The organism is Oceanobacillus sp. FSL K6-2867, from assembly GCF_037963145.1.
GTDB lineage: Bacteria > Bacillota > Bacilli > Bacillales > Amphibacillaceae > Oceanobacillus.
The window spans coordinates 2484925-2501258 of record NZ_CP150144.1; the positions used below are offsets into that span (position 1 = coordinate 2484925).

Genomic DNA, 16334 nt, shown 5'->3' on the forward strand with positions numbered 1-16334 from the left:
ATGGAAGGATGCTTAAGAAGGCATCCTTCATTGTTCTAAAATTATTTCCCTAATCGTACCTCGTCAAGACCTGCCAATTCTGCGGATTGTTCATGATTCATATTATCGAGCGGGAAAACTGTGGCTGTCTCTCGATCAGCATCCAGTGATTGAATATATACCGGAATACCATGGTAGTTCACATTGACCATCTCAATCGACTCCAAAATCTCCAATGCACGTTGTTTATTCATCATTTTCCTCCTTTGTTTGACAAGTAGCAAAGTTTAAAATTTCCTTTTTGCATAAGTGCAGCTAGGACTTCTCCTAAAAACCTGGGAAGGTCAGGCTTTCTAGCAGTGTTATTTTCTGTTGAATCTGAAATGCTTATACAAGGCAATTTCTAGCTCTGCGGTAAAACTGAACCGCGGTAGACAATTCAAAATAATGTTGTTACTATTTAGAAAAAGGCGCTTATCAAAATGCACAATACGAATCATTTGCTGAATAATAGACGTAGGAAAGGTGCACGATGAAATCATTTACAGCAGACGTAATTACAATAATCAAGCAAATACCAAAAGGAAGAGTTATGACCTATGGACAGATTGCTAAAGCAGCAGGTAGTCCGCGGGCAGCACGGCAGGTTGTGCGGATTTTGCATTCGATGAGCAAAAAGCATCTCCTCCCTTGGCATCGTGTTATCAACGCGAAGGGGCAAATCGCAATTAAAGAAGAAGCAACAGCATTGGAACAAAAATGGCAGCTTGAAGCAGAGGGTGTAGAAGTCAGTCACAAAGGAGAAGTTGATTTGGAACGCTATCAATTTCACATTGTAACCGAGACAGACTTGATATAGAAAATCACGAACAAATACATATTCAATTTTTCAAAATAAAGTTATACTATAAATAGGCTGGACTGCGGCAAAAACACAGATGTCAATTATTGTCGTGGTTAGAGATGCGGGAGTTATCGTATAACCATAAATTTTTAGGAAAAGGATGATCGAAATGGAATTTATCATGCATGAAAATGGCTTCGAATCTGAATTTGATTTTGGGAAATTAACGATATCAGGCAAGGATGAGTTCGGATTCAGACCATACGCATTATTAGTTTCCTCTATAGCTGGATGCAGTGGAGGAGTTTTAAAGCAAGTACTTACGAAAATGCGCATTGCGTTTGATGATATCACCATTACTGCTGATGTAAAGAGGAATCCAGATATAGCAAACCGTGTTGAAGAAATTAAATTGCACTTTACCATTTTCGGTAAGGATCTTTCTGAAAAAAAGGTGGAAAAAGCTTTAGAGCTAAGTTCAAAAAATTGCTCGATGGTTCAATCCGTAAAAGGGAGTATTAACGTTATCGAGACCTTCGAAATAAAGGAATAATGGTTGCGGCCAATTTGGAGGGAAAGAAGGAGGCAGTTTTTTATTGATAACGAAATCCCTTGTTAAAAAGGTTTTAAAGCTAATCGCAGTCATTGCGGTTATCATTTTTATTTATATATATTTCTCAGCATTTTTGCCGGTATTATTAGCATTGTTGACGGCGCTCATGTTCGAGCCTTTTGTGAGATGGCTAAAGCTGAAGATGAAAGTAAGGAAAAGGGTTCTGCCAGTGACTGTCACTTTTACCTTATTTATTGCCATCTCCAGCTTGCTAATCTATATCACATTAACCCGCGTAATGGAAACAATTTATAATTTTACATTGCAAATTCCTACTTATGCTTTTCAGGTACAACGTTTTATAAATGATGTTATTATTCGCTTTAATGAGCTCATAGAAGATATACCAATTGCTCATGTTGTTATTCGGGAGCTGGAGAATCAATCCAATAGTGTGGTGGAAACGGCTTTGGATGTTACGTCCTATTTATTAGCCATTCTTGGCACATGGATTCAATCTGTCCCGAATTTAATCTTTGTTTCACTGATCTATTTAATGACGTTATTCTTATTCAGCTTAGATTTGCCTCGGTTAAAACGATTATTTTATAATTTATTCAATCCAGACACATCTGAAAAGCTGCGTTTTGTTAACCAGCGACTGGGAAAAGTTTTCCTAGGATATTGGAAAGCGCAATTTATCCTAAGTATTGGTGTTTTCGTCATTACGTATGTTAGTCTTTTATTTATTTCACCAGGTGCAGCATTGATTATGTCTGTCATTATATGGATAGTCGATATAATTCCGCTATATGTAGGACCGGCGCTCGTGTTGATCCCATGGGGGCTTTTAGCGATGATGCTAGGAAATGTTGGAGCAGGAATCCAGCTTATTTTGCTTGCTCTAATCATAACCGTTTTAAGGCGTATCATCGAGCCGAAAGTATTAGGTGATTCAATTGGACTTGCGGCATTGCCGACTGTGCTCTCCATGTATTTTGGTTTTGTATTTTTCGGGGTAATGGGACTCATCCTGGGACCGTTCGTTTATATCGCTATGCTTTCTGCAAAAGAATCAGGTTTATTTGATTTAGGCCTAAGCAAAAAAGACGAAGAAATAGTTTAATTGAGAAGGCTGTTACAATTAAGTGACAGTCTTTTTGGCATACTTTGGGAGCACGGATATAATTGAATTCCAGTATAATAAGAGTGGAGCAACCTCTGTGTTTTAAGCATCAAATTGTATTTCGAAAAAGCTACTCGGTATAATAGTATATAAGCAGTATCCATAACATACATGAATTGAAACAGCTGATCATTTTATAAAAGAAGGGTTAGTCTGCTCTTATGTGACATAGATCATTTTATGAAAGGGGGATAATAGTGATGAAGATTATTGGAATTTCTGGATCGATTGTTGGCTCAAAGACACGAATTGCTGTTGAAAATGTGTTAAATCGGTTAACTGAACAATATGAAGATGTTGAAATAGAACTTATTGATTTGAAGCAATATAACCTCGTATTTAGCGATGGAAGGGATTATCGTGATTATACAGAGGATACAAAGTTAGTATTAGAAAAAATAATGGAAGCGGATGGCTATATTATCGGGACGCCAACATTCCAAGCGTCTATTCCCGGCACATTAAAAAACCTGTTTGATTTGCTTCCAATGGATGCTTTTCGGGAAAAAATTATCGGCCTCGTTTCGACAGCTGGATCTGCAAAACATTATTTAGTGGCTGAGCAGCAATTGAAGCCAATATTGACTTATATGCAAGCAATGGTTATCCCAAAATATGTGTTTATTGAGGAAAAGCATTATCATAAACAAGCAATCATAGATGATGAAATTATGTTTAGATTGAACCGATTAGCAGATAATGTTGTCTATTTCATTCGGGCTGCAATGCATAAAAAAGAGTCGGAAGAATCTGCATACCCATTTTAATATAAACAGGTTTCTGCATAAACTGCAGCACCTGTTTTTTTCATTACGAATGTACGACAAGCCAATCACCCTAAAATACGGAGAGAATCCCGTACATTGCTAACTGATGCATGCACTTTTTATTTTTTATAGAAGGAATACATATGCTTTTAAGGTTACTTTTTATAACTATATAATAAAAAAGAATCAAATGTGTTGCAATAAGTTAAGAACGATGGTATAGTATGGGTAATTCAAGTATGTTGAATTAAAATTAAATATAAAGTATAAACATTTAGGGGGAAATAGAATGTTAAAAATAGGTATTATTCAAGGTAGTGTACGTCAAGGACGTAATGGAGATGCAGTTGCAAAATGGATGCATGATTTTGCGACAAAACGCAATGATGATGCAGCATACGAAATTGTGGACTTGGCGGATTATAAATTGCCATTCTTAGGGGAAGAGCTTCCGGCAGAAAGACAAGCAGAAGCAGAAGCTGCAATTAAAGCTTGGTCTGAAAAAATTGCTTCATTTGATGGTTACATTTTCGTAACGCCTGAGTACAACCATGCAATCGGTGGAGCGTTGAAAAACGCATTAGACTACTTAAACCCGGAAGTGAACAACAAAGCAGCTGGTTTCGTTGGATACGGCAGCTTAGGTGGTACACGTGCGCATGAAAACCTTCGTCTGATCCTTGGTGAGCTTCAAGTTGCAGATGTACGTACTGCAGTAACATTCTCACTAATGACTGACTTTGAAAACATGAGCGTGTTCAAGCCTGCTGATTTTCATGCAGATAATGCAAACGGAATGCTTGACCAAGTAATCGCTTGGAGCAAAGCATTACAATCTGTTCGTACTGAACTGGTTAAATAATAAACGTATTATTAGCAAAAAAAGGATGCGCACACAATAAATAGAAGAAACGTATCCGGTTATTAAGAAAGACTATATGGGCAGCTACCCCTGATCAACTATGTTTGCATAGTGCAATGAATGGGTTTCTGCCTTTTCTTTTTAAGGGGTCAATACAAATTTCGGAAATAAACACTAAAGGTTGTGAACAGAAATTGGGATTTTTTGATAAATTATTTGGCAAAACAAAGCAAGCAACAGCACCAGTACAAAAAGAAAAATTGAAAATCGCGATTGTTCAAGGCAGTGTACGTCAAGGTCGTAATGGAGAAGCGGTTGCAAACTGGGTATACGATTTTGCTGCAAAACGAAATAATGATGATGTAGCTTATGAAATTGTCGATTTATCTGCATATAAATTGCCATTCCTTGGTGAAGAACTTCCAGCAGAAAGACAAGTGGAAGCAGAAACTGCAATCAAAGCCTGGTCCGAGAAAATAGCCTCGTTTGATGGTTACATTTTCGTAGCACCTGAATACAATCATACAATTGGCGGTGCATTGAAAAATGCATTGGACTATTTGAATCCAGAGATAAACAATAAAGTAGCTGGTTTTGTTGGATATGGAAGTTTAGGTGGAGCACGTGCGCATGAAAACCTTCGTCTGATCCTTGGTGAGCTTCAAGTTGCAGACGTACGTACTGCGGTAACATTCTCACTGATAACTGACTTTGAAAACATGAGTGAATTCAAACCTGCAGACTACCATGCAGATAATGCAAATGCGATGCTTGACCAAGTAATTGCTTGGAGCAAGGCGTTTAAGAAAATTAGATAAAAGAAAAAGGGCTGTCATTTTGTGACAGCCCTCTTTTTATCGTTTGGGAATCTGTCGTTTAGTTGTTAGAATGGTCTTCCTCGCAGAGAACAGTAATGTTAAAAAAGAGGAATTATTCCAGAATAATTGCAATCCGTTCATCGCTAACCAATCAAACAACGCTTCATTTCACTTTGCTAGCTAAAATGCGGTTCGTTTGTGATGCATTGTGTGACATAGTAAAATAAGAAAGCGGAAGAGGGGTGGAGAAGAAAAGTGGAAATGAAACATTTACGATATTTTATTGAAGTGACACGGGCTGGCAGCTTTACACATGCCGCAGAAAAATTATATATGACACAGCCAGCAATCAGCAGAATTATAAAATCACTAGAGGATGAGCTGGAGACTTCTCTTTTCATTCGATCACGAAAAAAGCTATCTCTGACAGATGCTGGAAAAATATTTTATGAGCATGCTCAAGTGATGGAAAAGCAGTTCCAGGCATTACATATTGAGTTGGAAAGCCTTTCGGTACTGAAAAAGGGTCATATTCGTATCGGCTTGCCTTCGATAATCGACTCTGTTTTCTTCTCGAAATTAATCGCTTCTTTTCATAAAGAATATCCAGATATTACGTTTCAATTAATAGAGGATGGATCAAAGGTAATTGAAGAAAAGGTGATGAATGATCTTCTGGATTTTGGAGTTGTCTTCCTGCCTACTCGTCACAATTTTTTTGATTACTATTCGTTGGGAGAGGAAGATTTAAAGCTTATTGTTCCAGCCGACCACGATCTTGTAAATCGGCAAGAGGTAGCTATTGCGGAATTAAAAGATGAAGACTTTATTATGTTCAATAAAGACTTCGCCCTGCACGATCGTATTTATTCAGCCTGCAGAAAGTCAGGGTTTGAACCAAGAATCATTTCGGAGACCTCACAGATGGACTTTATCGAAGAAATGGTAGCTTCAAGTCTTGGAATAACCTTATTACCGGAAAGTACTAGTAAAGGATTAACGAGTGACGTGAGAGAAATAAATCTGTCCTATCCAGCGATTAAATGGCACTTAGCAATGATATGGAAAAAGAAGCAAGATTTATCGCCTGTTAAACTGGAATTTATCCGTTTTGCCAAAGAGAATCTGAAAAATACATAGGATTTCCTTTAAAGGAGATCCTTTTTACATATCTGCATAAAGCGTTTCCAAACACATTTGTTATGGATAGCATCGGATTTCGGCATTGTACTTCGATTATCTGAGTGTTATACAATAGAGATTGTACATAACATTGTATCTACAACAGATGAATCATTTGCTGTAGCAATAAAAAGTAGTAAGGTGATTAGTCAATGAAAGCAAGGAAAATGGGAGAAACACGTATTATTCAGAATGACCAGGTTTTAATTAATGACTTAAATAATTACCATACATTATTCGGTGGAGTGCTTATGAAAAAGCTTGATGCATGTGCAACACTTTCAGCTTGCAGCCATGCACGAGTTAAGGAATGTGTTACGGCTTCAACGGATTCGGTAAATTTTATAGAACCAATTCGCCAAAGTGACAAAGTTTGCATTGAGTCATTCGTAACATATACAGGAAAAAGCTCAATGGAGATATTTTGTAAAGTAATTGCTGAAGATATGCTAACCGGAGAACGGAGAATTGCTACAACGGCCTTTTTGACATTTGTTGCGTTGGATGAGAATAAAAAACCGATTGAAGTTCCTGCTATTATCGCGGAAACAGAAGAAGAGAAATTCCTCTTTAACACTGGAGAAGAACGCGCAAAGATTAGAAAGTTAAAAAGACAGCAAAATAAAGACATAGTTGCTCATTTATCAATCAAAAAGCCTTGGAATTAAGAGATAATTTAAAGGAGCAGATAAGATGTTAATTACAACGAGTTTAAAAGAATTGGTGTCGGCAAAAGAAGCAATTGACGAATTGGGACATACGAAGCCAGAATTATTTCAGCTGTTCATAAATGTAATCCAGCTCACGCGTCAATTACAGTTTAATTATCAATATTTGGGCTGTTTAATTATGGATGAAAACCCGGATAAATGCAGACCAAACATATGTAATACTTATGCTTTTAAAGTATTTCAACAGGAAATAGATAAACTTAAAGCTGATAATAAAATCATAGAATTACAGCATTTGCTAGCTGTTAATAAACAAATTGGCTATGCAAATGTATGTAAGCTGGTGATTGGTGAAAACCCTCGATATTTAGTAGGGCCACAAGTAGTATAAAAGGTTATAAAAAACCCAAAAGCAAGAAGGACCTTCTTTGCTTTTGGGTTTTTGCATTTTGATTAAGTTTTTCTAGAATTGCAAATGGTCTTTTATAAAGAGCGTCCGCCACTTAAAGCTGCCAAGAGAGGTTTATTTCTCACCGCTCAGTTCTACTAATATCTTAGCTTGTGATTTATCGTTTGATAATGCTTCAAAACCTTTTTCAACAATATCATCTAACTGTATTTGATCAGTAATAATACCTTGAGGCTTCAATTGACCTGTTCCCATCAAATCAACTGTTTGTTGGAAAGAAGTCGGTGTATAAGCAATAGATGACGTAATTTTTACACCTGTATTCGTAAGGTGAATCGGATTCCACTCAATTGATCTAGCGAAAATAGAAACGATTACCATTGTACCGCGCGCTCTAGTGGCGTCGATTGCTTGTTTGAAGGTTGGAGCAACTCCCGCCACTTCAAAGGAAACGTCAACACCATCTGGAACTAATTCTCGGATTGCCTTTACAGCATCCTGTTCCCCAGAATTAATGATATGAGTTGCTCCAAGTTCCTTTGCTTTTTCAAGTCTTGTTTCAGATAAGTCTAGAACAATAATTTTGCTTGCGCCTGCTGCTTTAGCTGCAATAGCTGTTAAAAGTCCAATTGGACCTGCCCCGAATATAGCAACGGTATCTCCGAATTGCAGTGCGCCTTCTTTTACAGCCTGTACAGCAACAGCGGTAGGCTCTATCAATGCACCGTCTTGTAAAGTTAATGTATCTGGCAGAAGATAAATATTGGATTCTGGTACATTCGCGTATTTCGTAAATCCACCATCGCCATGTAAACCGATAAAGCTAAATCCATCATATGCGTCTATATCTTCAGGTTTATTTCCATATGTTATTGTTGGGTTGATTGCTACTCTGTCACCCACTTTAAATTTTGTTACGTTTGATCCTACTTCTTCAATCACCCCAGCAAATTCATGTCCCATTGTCAATGGAGCAATCTCATCTGTTAAGGGGTCTTCTTCGTTTACTGGAACAAATACTGGACCTTCTTCATATTCATGTAAATCACTTCCGCAAATCCCGGCCCAAGCTACACGGACCTTTACCTGGGAATCTTTTAAAGGCTTTACTTCCACCTCTTCAATTCGGATATCTTTTTCCCCATGCCATACTGCCGCTTTCATTGCGATAACCTCCTGATGTTATGAGATGATAAAGTGTTTCATAAAAAGCTCAAATCAGTGTTTGGAATCAAACACTAGTCAAAGAAGCTGAACTTTTTAACTAATTCAATTATAGCACTATAGAATTATATAAACTAATAAATTGCTTGGGGCATAAGTTGTTGTAAATCAAATGAATAGGTTATATTACCTATTCATTTGATTCTTTAACATTTCCACATACTCTTTTCCCTCTATCAGGGATAAACCCAAGGCTATTCTAGCTTCTTTAATGGCCTTTATCTCTTTTCCATCTTGAATCAATTCATATAATCTATTGTTTATCGGATGTTCAGAGTCTTCCGCCCCTTTAGTGAACTGTTCTAACGAATATTTCAATTGCTTAATATTTTGTTCGAGTTTATTCACTTTAAACATCAAGTAAATGAAGATGATTAATATGGCGCTAACGAAAGTATATTCCATGTTATCGCTCCTTTTTTGTTTTTTAGCTTACCAAACAATCCGATTACCTCCTGCAACAATGCTGCTCAGGCTATGTGCAATTAAAAATTGACCACCATAATAGGGAAGCATCACAAATACATTACTGGAATGGATTGGTGCAATAAACATATTCCAAGCGAGGATAGCATCAGAAATGAGGAACAGCACACTGCCAGCAATCGCCCATCCATTACCTGTCATCATAGCGGAGAAAGCCATTAGTGAAATAATGAAAATATAAGCAGTAACCGGGAGGACTAATCCTTCGTTTCCTTCTATCTTTAAAGACACGACCAATCGCGAACCAATAAAGAGTGCAGACCCCGCAATCGGGAAAACCATAGCCAAACGAATTATTGAAAATGACCATTGTGTAATGAAACCAGCCATATAAAATAAATGACCGATTAAAAATGCCGTTAATCCAATAAGAAACCAGTGAAGTGTTGCATCGCCGATAATACAAAATATAAGTCCTGAAATAAGAAGCAAATGGGTTCGGGATTTTTTTCGGGGTAAAAGCTGAAGGGCATAAATCAAGATCATTATCATTGGAACAAGTTTAAAAAACAAGCTAAAAAATAATGGCTCTGCAGGAGCGATAAAGAGATAAACAAGCGCCATTGTAAGAATCAGTAATGGTAATTGGTATAGAATCATCATGTACACTCCTTGGATGTGTCTTATTAAGAGATTCGATGAATAATAGAGAAATCCTTTTTATTCTTCTAATTTACATAAATTACGTTACAATTGGAAAAATAATTGGGTAACGCTATCAATAGGAGAAAGTCAGGAAATAATTCGCTTCCATCTTTATCGGAAAGAGCAAAAAGGACCTTTACAATATGTCGGATTTGCCTTAAAATTATCGGGTATGTTTATACAAAAGAATTCATATTTTTACAACTTAGAGGAGGATTAACATACGATGGATTCAAAAGATAAGGATGCCATATTAAAAACCGTTCCCCAAAAAGGTTTCTTTGGCCATCCTAAAGGTTTATCCACATTATTTTTCACGGAGTTCTGGGAACGTTTTTCTTACTATGGAATGCGTGCCATACTCCTATTTTATATGTATTATGAGGTTACAGAGGGTGGCTTAGGAATAGACCGCACTACTGCCAACTCTATAATGGCGATTTATGGATCGCTTGTATATATGTCTGGTATTATCGGTGGCTGGATTGCTGACAGAATCCTCGGAATGAATCGTACCGTATTTTACGGTGGGGTTTTAATTATGATTGGTCATATTATTCTTGCATTGCCTGGCGGGTTCGCAGCATTGCTTGTATCCATGCTGTTTATCGTTATCGGTACAGGTTTATTAAAACCGAACGTTGGTGGAATGGTTGGTGAACTATACAGTAAAAAGGATCCGCGACGTGACTCCGGTTTTAGCATCTATTACATGGGAATTAACATGGGTGGTTTGATTGCACCATTTATTGTCGGAACAATTGGACAAACTTATAATTTCCATCTTGGTTTTGCTATAGCCGCTTTTGGAATGTTTGCTGGGCTGGTAGTTTACCTGCTATCAAGAAAAAAATATTTTGGTCTTGCTGGGCTTCAAGTACCAAACCCGCTAAAAAGCGAAGAAAAAATGAAAATAACTAAAATAGTTATCATTTCTGTTATTTTACTAGCCGCAATCGGATGGGCTGGAGTAACAGGTGGCTGGCTGACAATTGAACGCGTCATTTTTTCGATTAGTATTCTTGGGGTTATTATTCCTACAGTGTACTTCATTATGATGTATCGCAGTCCGAAAACAACTGCGGATGAACGTTCTCGTTTACTAGCATATATTCCGCTGTTTATTGCAGCCATGATGTTCTGGGCAATTCAAGAACAAGGATCAAATATTCTAGCGACTTATGCAAACGAACGGACACAATTATCGTTTGCAGGAATTGAATTACAATCCTCCTGGTTCCAATCATTAAACCCATTATTCATCGTATTGCTTGCACCAGTGTTCGCTTGGTTTTGGGTGAAGCTTGGGGATCGTCAGCCAAGTACACCGCAAAAATTCTCCTTTGGATTAATTTTTGCCGGGCTTTCATTTATCGTTATGATTTTCCCAGCGTTATTTAACGGAACGGAAAGTTTAGTTAGCCCGCTTTGGCTTGTTCTTAGCTTTTTCCTCGTTGTGCTTGGTGAACTTTGCTTGTCGCCAGTTGGCTTATCAGCATCAACGAAATTGGCTCCAGCGGCATTTGCTGCTCAAATGATGAGTTTATGGAATCTCTCCAATGCATCGGCACAAGCGATTAATGCGCAGGTCGTTCGCTTTTATTCGGAGGAAACCGAAATCGTCTACTTTGGTGTAATCGGAGGAATTGCGATTTTACTTGGTATCCTACTGCTTGCGTTGGCACCAAAACTGAAGCGGTTTATGCGTGGTATTAATTAAATATTACGGAAGCTGGATCAATATGCTGAAAAAGCGTGTTTGATTCAGCTTCTTTTTTATGGACAATGCTAATTCCAGATTCCACCCGAATCAATTAATTGATAGAATGAAGTTAATGAATTTTAAAAGGTGATAGCATGGTGGATATAGTTAAAATTTCAGTAAGAACGCTTGTTGAGCATGTGTTGCGCAGTGGCAGCATGGAAACTGGTTTTCGAACGGCTGCGTCGCTGACAGAGGGAACAAAAGCACATCAGAAAATCCAAAAAACGTACAAAGAAACAGATCAAAAGGAAGTGTATGTCAAAACGGAAATACCATATGAAGACTTGACTTTTGTTGTGGATGGACGTTGTGATGGTCTGCTTTTTGATGAAAATGGACGGGTTATGGTGGATGAAATTAAGTCGACAAGAAACCCGATTGAGTGGATTTCAGAAGATACGTACCCAGTTCATTGGGCACAGGTGATCTTTTATGCCTTTATCTATGCCAAAGACCACGATTTATCAGAAATCACGATACAGCTGACATATGTTCAGATAAATTCCGAGCAACAGGTTAAATTCAATCGGAAAATGAATTTTCAGGAGCTGGAGATGTATGTGAACGATATCGTTGGTCAATATGCAGCATATGCCAGGATGAAGATTCTGCATATCGCGCGACGTGATGCTAGTGCGAGGGAGCTTCTGTTTCCATTTGAAAATTACCGGAAAGGTCAGCGCAAACTTGCTGGTTCTGTCTATAAAACGATTTTCGATAAGAAAGATATTTTCGCTTCAGCCTCTACAGGTATTGGCAAAACAGTTTCAACGATATTTCCGGCAGTAAAAGCGATTGGAGAAGGGCATTTGCATCGGATGTTTTATCTTACTGCAAAAACGATTACAAGAACTGCTGCAGAAGAAGCGTTTCGTTTGCTGAGCGAAAAAGGCTTAGAGCTAAAGGTAGTAACCATTACAGCGAAGGATAAGGTTTGTTTCCAAGAGGAAGTAAAGTGCTCAAAGGAGCATTGTATTTTCGCAGAGGGATTTTATGATCGAATTAATGGAGCGGTTTTAGATATCTACACGAATGAATCATTAATGAGTCGGCAAGTAATTGAAAACTATGCAAGAAAACATCGTGTTTGTCCTTTCGAATTTTCACTGGAGCTTGCATATATAGCTGATGCTGTTATTTGCGATTACAATTATATCTTTGATCCCAGAGTGTCATTGAAGCGTCTTTTTGAGGAGCAGAAGAAAGAGACTGTTTTATTGATTGATGAAGCACATAATTTAGTTGACCGGGCAAGAGAAATGTATTCTGCTGATCTGTATAAATCAGCATTTCTGCAACTCAGTCGTACATTTAAAAACCGTAATGATAGCTTAGTGAAATCAGCTAAAGCAATTAATCATCATTTACTGACATTAAAAAAACAAGGAGAGTTAATTTTCAAAGATCTGGATGACGAGCTCATCTCGCTTGCAGAATCTTTTATCATACATGCAGAGACTGAATTAGTGCAGGATGTGGATACAGATCCGCTGTTGCTGGATACTTATTTTGCAACACAAACCTTTGTTAAAATAGCAAAATTTTATGATGAACGATTTGTGACTTATATGGAGATTCTGAAAAACGATGTGCGCTTGAAGCTGTTTTGTCTTGACCCATCTTATCTTATTAACAAAATGGGGAAAGGTTACCGTTCAAAGGTTTTCTTTTCAGCTACATTAACACCTGCTGATTATTATAAAAATCTGTTGGGCGGGACTGGAAAAGATTATGTAACAGCAGTTCCATCTCCATTTGATCGTGAAAAAGCTGAGGTGCTTATTCTGCCATTGTCGACAAGATATCGTGATCGTGAGCGGACAATGACACCAATTGTCCGTTTTGTGAAAGAGCTTATTGAAAAGCAGCCTGGGAATTTCCTTATTTTCTTTCCATCCTATCATTATATGGAAGGTGTACATGATGCTTTCCTGGAGCATGTACCATATATGAAGACGATTGTGCAAACTGGGGGCATGACTGAGTCGGACAGAGAAGAATTTTTAGCAGCCTTTAAGGCGGGAGAAGAAGAGCAGCTTATTGGATTTGCGGTATTAGGTGGTATTTTTTCTGAAGGAGTTGATTTAAAAGGAGAGCGTCTTCAAGGTGTAATTATTGTTGGTGTGGGACTGCCGCAAATTGGATTGGAAAGAGATATTATCAAGGAATATTTCAACTCCACTGGACGAAACGGGTATGATTACGCCTATGTTTTTCCTGGGATGAATAAGGTGCTGCAAGCAGGTGGCAGATTAATCCGATCAGAAACAGACCAAGGAACAATTGCTTTAATTGATGATCGATTTTTGCAAAGAAAGTATCAATCACTTCTTCCATTTGAATGGCAGCATTTCAAAATCAAAAGGTAATGCTGGATGTTTAAGATTGGTCAAAAAAGGAACACTACTTATAGCAGTCGATAATAAAGGAGTGAATACTTGTGAGTCAATCAGAGATTAAAACAAATGTCGAGAGAATCCTTCAGGAGAGCCACACAGGTACGATGGCAACGGTGAAGAATGATAAACCGCATTCTAGGTATATGACATTTTTTCATGAAGGTTTGAAACTTTACACACCGACGCACAAAGATGCCGATAAAACAGAGGAAATTGAAAAAAACCCATATACCCATGTATTGATTGGGTATGAAGGCGATGGATTTGGTGACGAGTATGTCGAATATCAGGGGAAAGTATCTTTAAACGATATGGATGACTTGAAAAAGAAATTTTGGAACGACGATATGAAACTATATTTCGACGGTCCGGATGATCCAAACTATGCAATCCTGGAAATTGAACCGATTGGAATTCGGTTAATGAATAAAAAGGGTGAACCAGCTAAAGAGTTAGATATTTAAAAAGGCTGACAATATTATTGTCAGCCTTCTTCATTAATCTGGGTTTTAATACGGTGGATGTTCGACAAGCCGAATCTCCTCAAGACCGCGGTACAGTCCGTACGTCGCTAACCGGACGCTTCCGCTTTTGTTTTTCTACCATCCAGGAACAACTGATCCTTGGAAAGTTTCATCAACAAATTGTTTTACTTCATCAGATTGGTAAATATCGATAAACTTTTGTACAGCTTCGTCATCTTTGTTTTCTTCACGAACCGCAATTAAGTTTACAAATGTGGAGTCCTGTTCGATAAAGATTGAGTCTTTACCTGGTATAAGACCTGCATCCATCGCAAAGTTTGAGTTAATTGCAGCCGCATCAACTTCACCTAGCTGCCGAGGAATTTGCGCAGGATCAAGCTCGATGAATTCATAGTTGTTTGGGTTCTCAGCAATGTCATTTACCGTTGCATTTACGCCAAGTCCCTCCTCTATTTTGATTAAACCTGCTTGTTCAAACAATAGTAATGCACGTCCACTGTTTGTCGGGTCACTTGGAAGACCGATTTTGGCGCCGTCTTCTAAATCTGCTACATCTGTTACAGCTTCTGAGTAAATTCCCATTGGAAATGTAACGGTATCTGCAACTTTAATTAACTCCAATCCGCGTTCTTCATTCATATGGTCGAAAAATGGCTCGGTTTGGAAACTGTTTATATCAAGCTCGCCTTCAGATAAACTGACATTTGGCATTACATAATCGCTGAAAGAAACCAATTCAATTGCTAGGCCATCCTCTTCAGCAAGTTCTGCTACCTTTTCTAAAATTTGTTCATGTGGGCCTGATGTTACACCAACAGTTAATTTTCCATCTTCTAATAATCCTTCTGCTTCATCTGAACCACCACCGCATGCAGCAAGTACTGCCATCATGCATGCAAGTATTCCTGTGAGTAGTAATTTTTTCATTATGTATCCCTCTTTCTAAAGTTGATTAGTTAGTTGTTGGAGTTGCTAGACTTTCTACCTTAAGAACAGCATTTAATAATGTGTCTTCTGTAATTTCCTGCTCCATTAAATGAATCGATTCCTGAGGCAGTAATGTCTTCTTAACAATACGTTGTAATAGCTCCTCGTTCCTAGCGTCAATGGATAAATGCTTTAATGATGCTGGAAGCTTCCATTCATCATAAAATGCTAATAGTCTTTTAAGCTCGTCATCCTTTTCTTCTAAAGCCAATTGGACTAAAATGCCATAGGATACGACTTCTCCATGTAAAAATTGCTTGATGCTTTTAGCCTCAGTTAACCCATTATGGACGGAATGCGCACCGGCAATTCTCCCTGCCTTTTCCCCGAATCCTCCAACCATGCCACCAGTCATAATAATTGTTTCAATAACACGTATAAGTGCATCTGATACCTTTTTATTGGATACCGATTCCAGTGCTTCTTTTCCATCCTTTAATAAGATATCTTTGCACAAAGCTGCGGAGAATTGAGATATCTGAAGCCAGACAGGCAGCTCTTTATCGTTGTAAAAGGCTCGAACTAAGGCATCTGCCTCATAATATTTAGCAAGTGTATCCCCAATTCCTGCTTTTAAGTATTCAGGCGGAGCCTGTGCAATAATAGCTGGCTCAATCAGTACAAGTGTATTTGCTACTGGGAATTCGGTATAGTGTGAATGGGTGCCGTCTGCTTGATAAAATACACTTAAAGGTGTCCAAGCTGCACAGGTAGCTGCAATTGTCGGAATAAGCACGGATTTAATTCCGGATTTTACAGCAGAAGCTTTAGCGAGATCAAGCGCTGTACCCCCGCCAATACCGATTACTACTTCAATTCCATTTTCCTGAAATGAAGTTGCGAACTGTTCCACAGCTTCCAGCGTACAATGCCCATCCACAAACGTGATATTTGAACAATCAAGCTCTTCTGGTAAAAAGGGAGAGGCAGCATTCCATGCTTTCCTGCCGCTTAGAATATGTATTTTCGTTACGTCTAACTCTGAAAGAAGTTCATTTAATTCCTTTAAAATCCCTTCTCCAATTCGATAGTGTCCTGGTGCCCCTTTAACAATTGCTGTTGTCATCTGTGC

18 protein-coding genes are annotated in these 16334 nt (G+C 38.1%); 12 read left to right on the forward strand and 6 right to left on the reverse strand.

What is annotated here, in order from left to right; genetic code table 11:
• Nucleotides 1-41: 41 nt before the first annotated feature.
• Nucleotides 42-233 (reverse strand): H-type small acid-soluble spore protein, encoded by a 192-nt coding sequence (locus NSQ77_RS12200; RefSeq protein WP_339226272.1) that lies wholly within the window; start codon nucleotides 231-233, stop codon nucleotides 42-44.
• 278 nt (nucleotides 234-511) lie between these two features.
• Between NSQ77_RS12200 and NSQ77_RS12205 the strand changes: the two genes are divergently transcribed.
• The 9 genes from NSQ77_RS12205 to NSQ77_RS12245 all read left to right on the forward strand — a co-directional run bounded on the left by NSQ77_RS12205 (nucleotide 512) and on the right by NSQ77_RS12245 (nucleotide 7253).
• Nucleotides 512-838: an MGMT family protein gene (locus tag NSQ77_RS12205; RefSeq protein ID WP_339226273.1), complete on the forward strand. Its 327-nt coding sequence runs from the start codon at nucleotides 512-514 to the stop codon at nucleotides 836-838.
• Nucleotides 839-992: 154 nt separating this feature from the next.
• Nucleotides 993-1376, forward strand: a complete 384-nt coding sequence (locus NSQ77_RS12210; protein ID WP_339226274.1) for an OsmC family protein — start codon at nucleotides 993-995, stop codon at nucleotides 1374-1376.
• Nucleotides 1377-1419: 43 nt separating this feature from the next.
• Nucleotides 1420-2502 carry a sporulation integral membrane protein YtvI gene (gene ytvI / locus NSQ77_RS12215; RefSeq protein WP_339226275.1) on the forward strand — a complete coding sequence of 361 codons (1083 nt, stop codon included), beginning with the start codon at nucleotides 1420-1422 and terminating at the stop codon, nucleotides 2500-2502.
• Between the two features lie 260 nt (nucleotides 2503-2762).
• Nucleotides 2763-3329, forward strand: coding sequence for an NADPH-dependent FMN reductase (locus NSQ77_RS12220; RefSeq protein ID WP_339226277.1), 567 nt, complete (start codon nucleotides 2763-2765; stop codon nucleotides 3327-3329).
• Nucleotides 3330-3618: 289 nt separating this feature from the next.
• Entirely contained in the window at nucleotides 3619-4191 is a 573-nt protein-coding gene (locus tag NSQ77_RS12225; protein ID WP_339226278.1) for an NAD(P)H-dependent oxidoreductase, read from the forward strand.
• A gap of 194 nt (nucleotides 4192-4385) precedes the next feature.
• The gene (locus tag NSQ77_RS12230; protein WP_339226280.1) at nucleotides 4386-5009 is read left to right on the forward strand and encodes an NAD(P)H-dependent oxidoreductase; all 624 of its coding nucleotides are present in this window, start codon (nucleotides 4386-4388) and stop codon (nucleotides 5007-5009) included.
• A gap of 255 nt (nucleotides 5010-5264) precedes the next feature.
• Entirely contained in the window at nucleotides 5265-6149 is an 885-nt protein-coding gene (locus tag NSQ77_RS12235) for a LysR family transcriptional regulator (RefSeq protein WP_339226281.1), read from the forward strand.
• A 194-nt stretch (nucleotides 6150-6343) separates the two neighbouring features.
• On the forward strand, nucleotides 6344-6859 hold the full coding sequence (locus tag NSQ77_RS12240; RefSeq protein ID WP_339226282.1) for an acyl-CoA thioesterase: 516 nt from the start codon (nucleotides 6344-6346) through the stop codon (nucleotides 6857-6859).
• A 25-nt stretch (nucleotides 6860-6884) separates the two neighbouring features.
• The gene (locus NSQ77_RS12245) at nucleotides 6885-7253 is read left to right on the forward strand and encodes a hypothetical protein (RefSeq protein WP_339226283.1); all 369 of its coding nucleotides are present in this window, start codon (nucleotides 6885-6887) and stop codon (nucleotides 7251-7253) included.
• A 132-nt stretch (nucleotides 7254-7385) separates the two neighbouring features.
• Here NSQ77_RS12245 and NSQ77_RS12250 read toward each other — a convergent pair whose 3' ends face one another.
• The 3 genes from NSQ77_RS12250 to NSQ77_RS12260 form a co-directional block, all read right to left on the reverse strand.
• On the reverse strand, nucleotides 7386-8435 hold the full coding sequence (locus NSQ77_RS12250; RefSeq protein ID WP_339226284.1) for a 2,3-butanediol dehydrogenase: 1050 nt from the start codon (nucleotides 8433-8435) through the stop codon (nucleotides 7386-7388).
• A 186-nt stretch (nucleotides 8436-8621) separates the two neighbouring features.
• Nucleotides 8622-8900: a hypothetical protein gene (locus NSQ77_RS12255; protein ID WP_339226285.1), complete on the reverse strand. Its 279-nt coding sequence runs from the start codon at nucleotides 8898-8900 to the stop codon at nucleotides 8622-8624.
• 27 nt (nucleotides 8901-8927) lie between these two features.
• Complete coding sequence (locus tag NSQ77_RS12260; RefSeq protein WP_339226286.1) at nucleotides 8928-9581, reverse strand: lysoplasmalogenase; 654 nt, start codon at nucleotides 9579-9581, stop codon at nucleotides 8928-8930.
• 271 nt (nucleotides 9582-9852) lie between these two features.
• Here NSQ77_RS12260 and NSQ77_RS12265 point away from each other — a divergent pair, with 271 nt between their 5' ends.
• The 3 genes from NSQ77_RS12265 to NSQ77_RS12275 all read left to right on the forward strand — a co-directional run bounded on the left by NSQ77_RS12265 (nucleotide 9853) and on the right by NSQ77_RS12275 (nucleotide 14254).
• On the forward strand, nucleotides 9853-11346 hold the full coding sequence (locus tag NSQ77_RS12265; protein ID WP_339226287.1) for a peptide MFS transporter: 1494 nt from the start codon (nucleotides 9853-9855) through the stop codon (nucleotides 11344-11346).
• Nucleotides 11347-11483: 137 nt separating this feature from the next.
• Nucleotides 11484-13760 (forward strand): ATP-dependent DNA helicase, encoded by a 2277-nt coding sequence (locus NSQ77_RS12270; protein WP_339226288.1) that lies wholly within the window; start codon nucleotides 11484-11486, stop codon nucleotides 13758-13760.
• 71 nt (nucleotides 13761-13831) lie between these two features.
• Nucleotides 13832-14254, forward strand: a complete 423-nt coding sequence (locus NSQ77_RS12275; protein ID WP_339226289.1) for a pyridoxamine 5'-phosphate oxidase family protein — start codon at nucleotides 13832-13834, stop codon at nucleotides 14252-14254.
• A 135-nt stretch (nucleotides 14255-14389) separates the two neighbouring features.
• Here the strand turns inward: NSQ77_RS12275 and NSQ77_RS12280 are convergent, their stop codons facing one another.
• Nucleotides 14390-15202 carry a MetQ/NlpA family ABC transporter substrate-binding protein gene (locus NSQ77_RS12280; protein WP_339226290.1) on the reverse strand — a complete coding sequence of 271 codons (813 nt, stop codon included), beginning with the start codon at nucleotides 15200-15202 and terminating at the stop codon, nucleotides 14390-14392.
• Between the two features lie 25 nt (nucleotides 15203-15227).
• On the reverse strand, nucleotides 15228-16328 hold the full coding sequence (locus NSQ77_RS12285; RefSeq protein WP_339226291.1) for an iron-containing alcohol dehydrogenase family protein: 1101 nt from the start codon (nucleotides 16326-16328) through the stop codon (nucleotides 15228-15230).
• Between the last annotated feature and the right edge of the window lie 6 nt (nucleotides 16329-16334).

Excerpts from the sequence above, each read along its gene's own strand:
- NSQ77_RS12200 (WP_339226272.1), bottom strand. The coding sequence starts at position 233 with ATGAATAAACAACGTGCATTGGAGATTTTGGAGTCGATTGAGATGGTC.
- NSQ77_RS12205 (WP_339226273.1), top strand. The coding sequence starts at position 512 with ATGAAATCATTTACAGCAGACGTAATTACAATAATCAAGCAAATACCA.
- NSQ77_RS12210 (WP_339226274.1), top strand. The coding sequence starts at position 993 with ATGGAATTTATCATGCATGAAAATGGCTTCGAATCTGAATTTGATTTT.
- NSQ77_RS12220 (WP_339226277.1), top strand. The coding sequence starts at position 2,763 with ATGAAGATTATTGGAATTTCTGGATCGATTGTTGGCTCAAAGACACGA.
- NSQ77_RS12225 (WP_339226278.1), top strand. The coding sequence starts at position 3,619 with ATGTTAAAAATAGGTATTATTCAAGGTAGTGTACGTCAAGGACGTAAT.
- NSQ77_RS12240 (WP_339226282.1), top strand. The coding sequence starts at position 6,344 with ATGAAAGCAAGGAAAATGGGAGAAACACGTATTATTCAGAATGACCAG.
- NSQ77_RS12245 (WP_339226283.1), top strand. The coding sequence starts at position 6,885 with ATGTTAATTACAACGAGTTTAAAAGAATTGGTGTCGGCAAAAGAAGCA.
- NSQ77_RS12250 (WP_339226284.1), bottom strand. The coding sequence starts at position 8,435 with ATGAAAGCGGCAGTATGGCATGGGGAAAAAGATATCCGAATTGAAGAG.
- NSQ77_RS12255 (WP_339226285.1), bottom strand. The coding sequence starts at position 8,900 with ATGGAATATACTTTCGTTAGCGCCATATTAATCATCTTCATTTACTTG.
- NSQ77_RS12260 (WP_339226286.1), bottom strand. The coding sequence starts at position 9,581 with ATGATTCTATACCAATTACCATTACTGATTCTTACAATGGCGCTTGTT.
- NSQ77_RS12265 (WP_339226287.1), top strand. The coding sequence starts at position 9,853 with ATGGATTCAAAAGATAAGGATGCCATATTAAAAACCGTTCCCCAAAAA.
- NSQ77_RS12270 (WP_339226288.1), top strand. The coding sequence starts at position 11,484 with ATGGTGGATATAGTTAAAATTTCAGTAAGAACGCTTGTTGAGCATGTG.
- NSQ77_RS12280 (WP_339226290.1), bottom strand. The coding sequence starts at position 15,202 with ATGAAAAAATTACTACTCACAGGAATACTTGCATGCATGATGGCAGTA.
- NSQ77_RS12285 (WP_339226291.1), bottom strand. The coding sequence starts at position 16,328 with ATGACAACAGCAATTGTTAAAGGGGCACCAGGACACTATCGAATTGGA.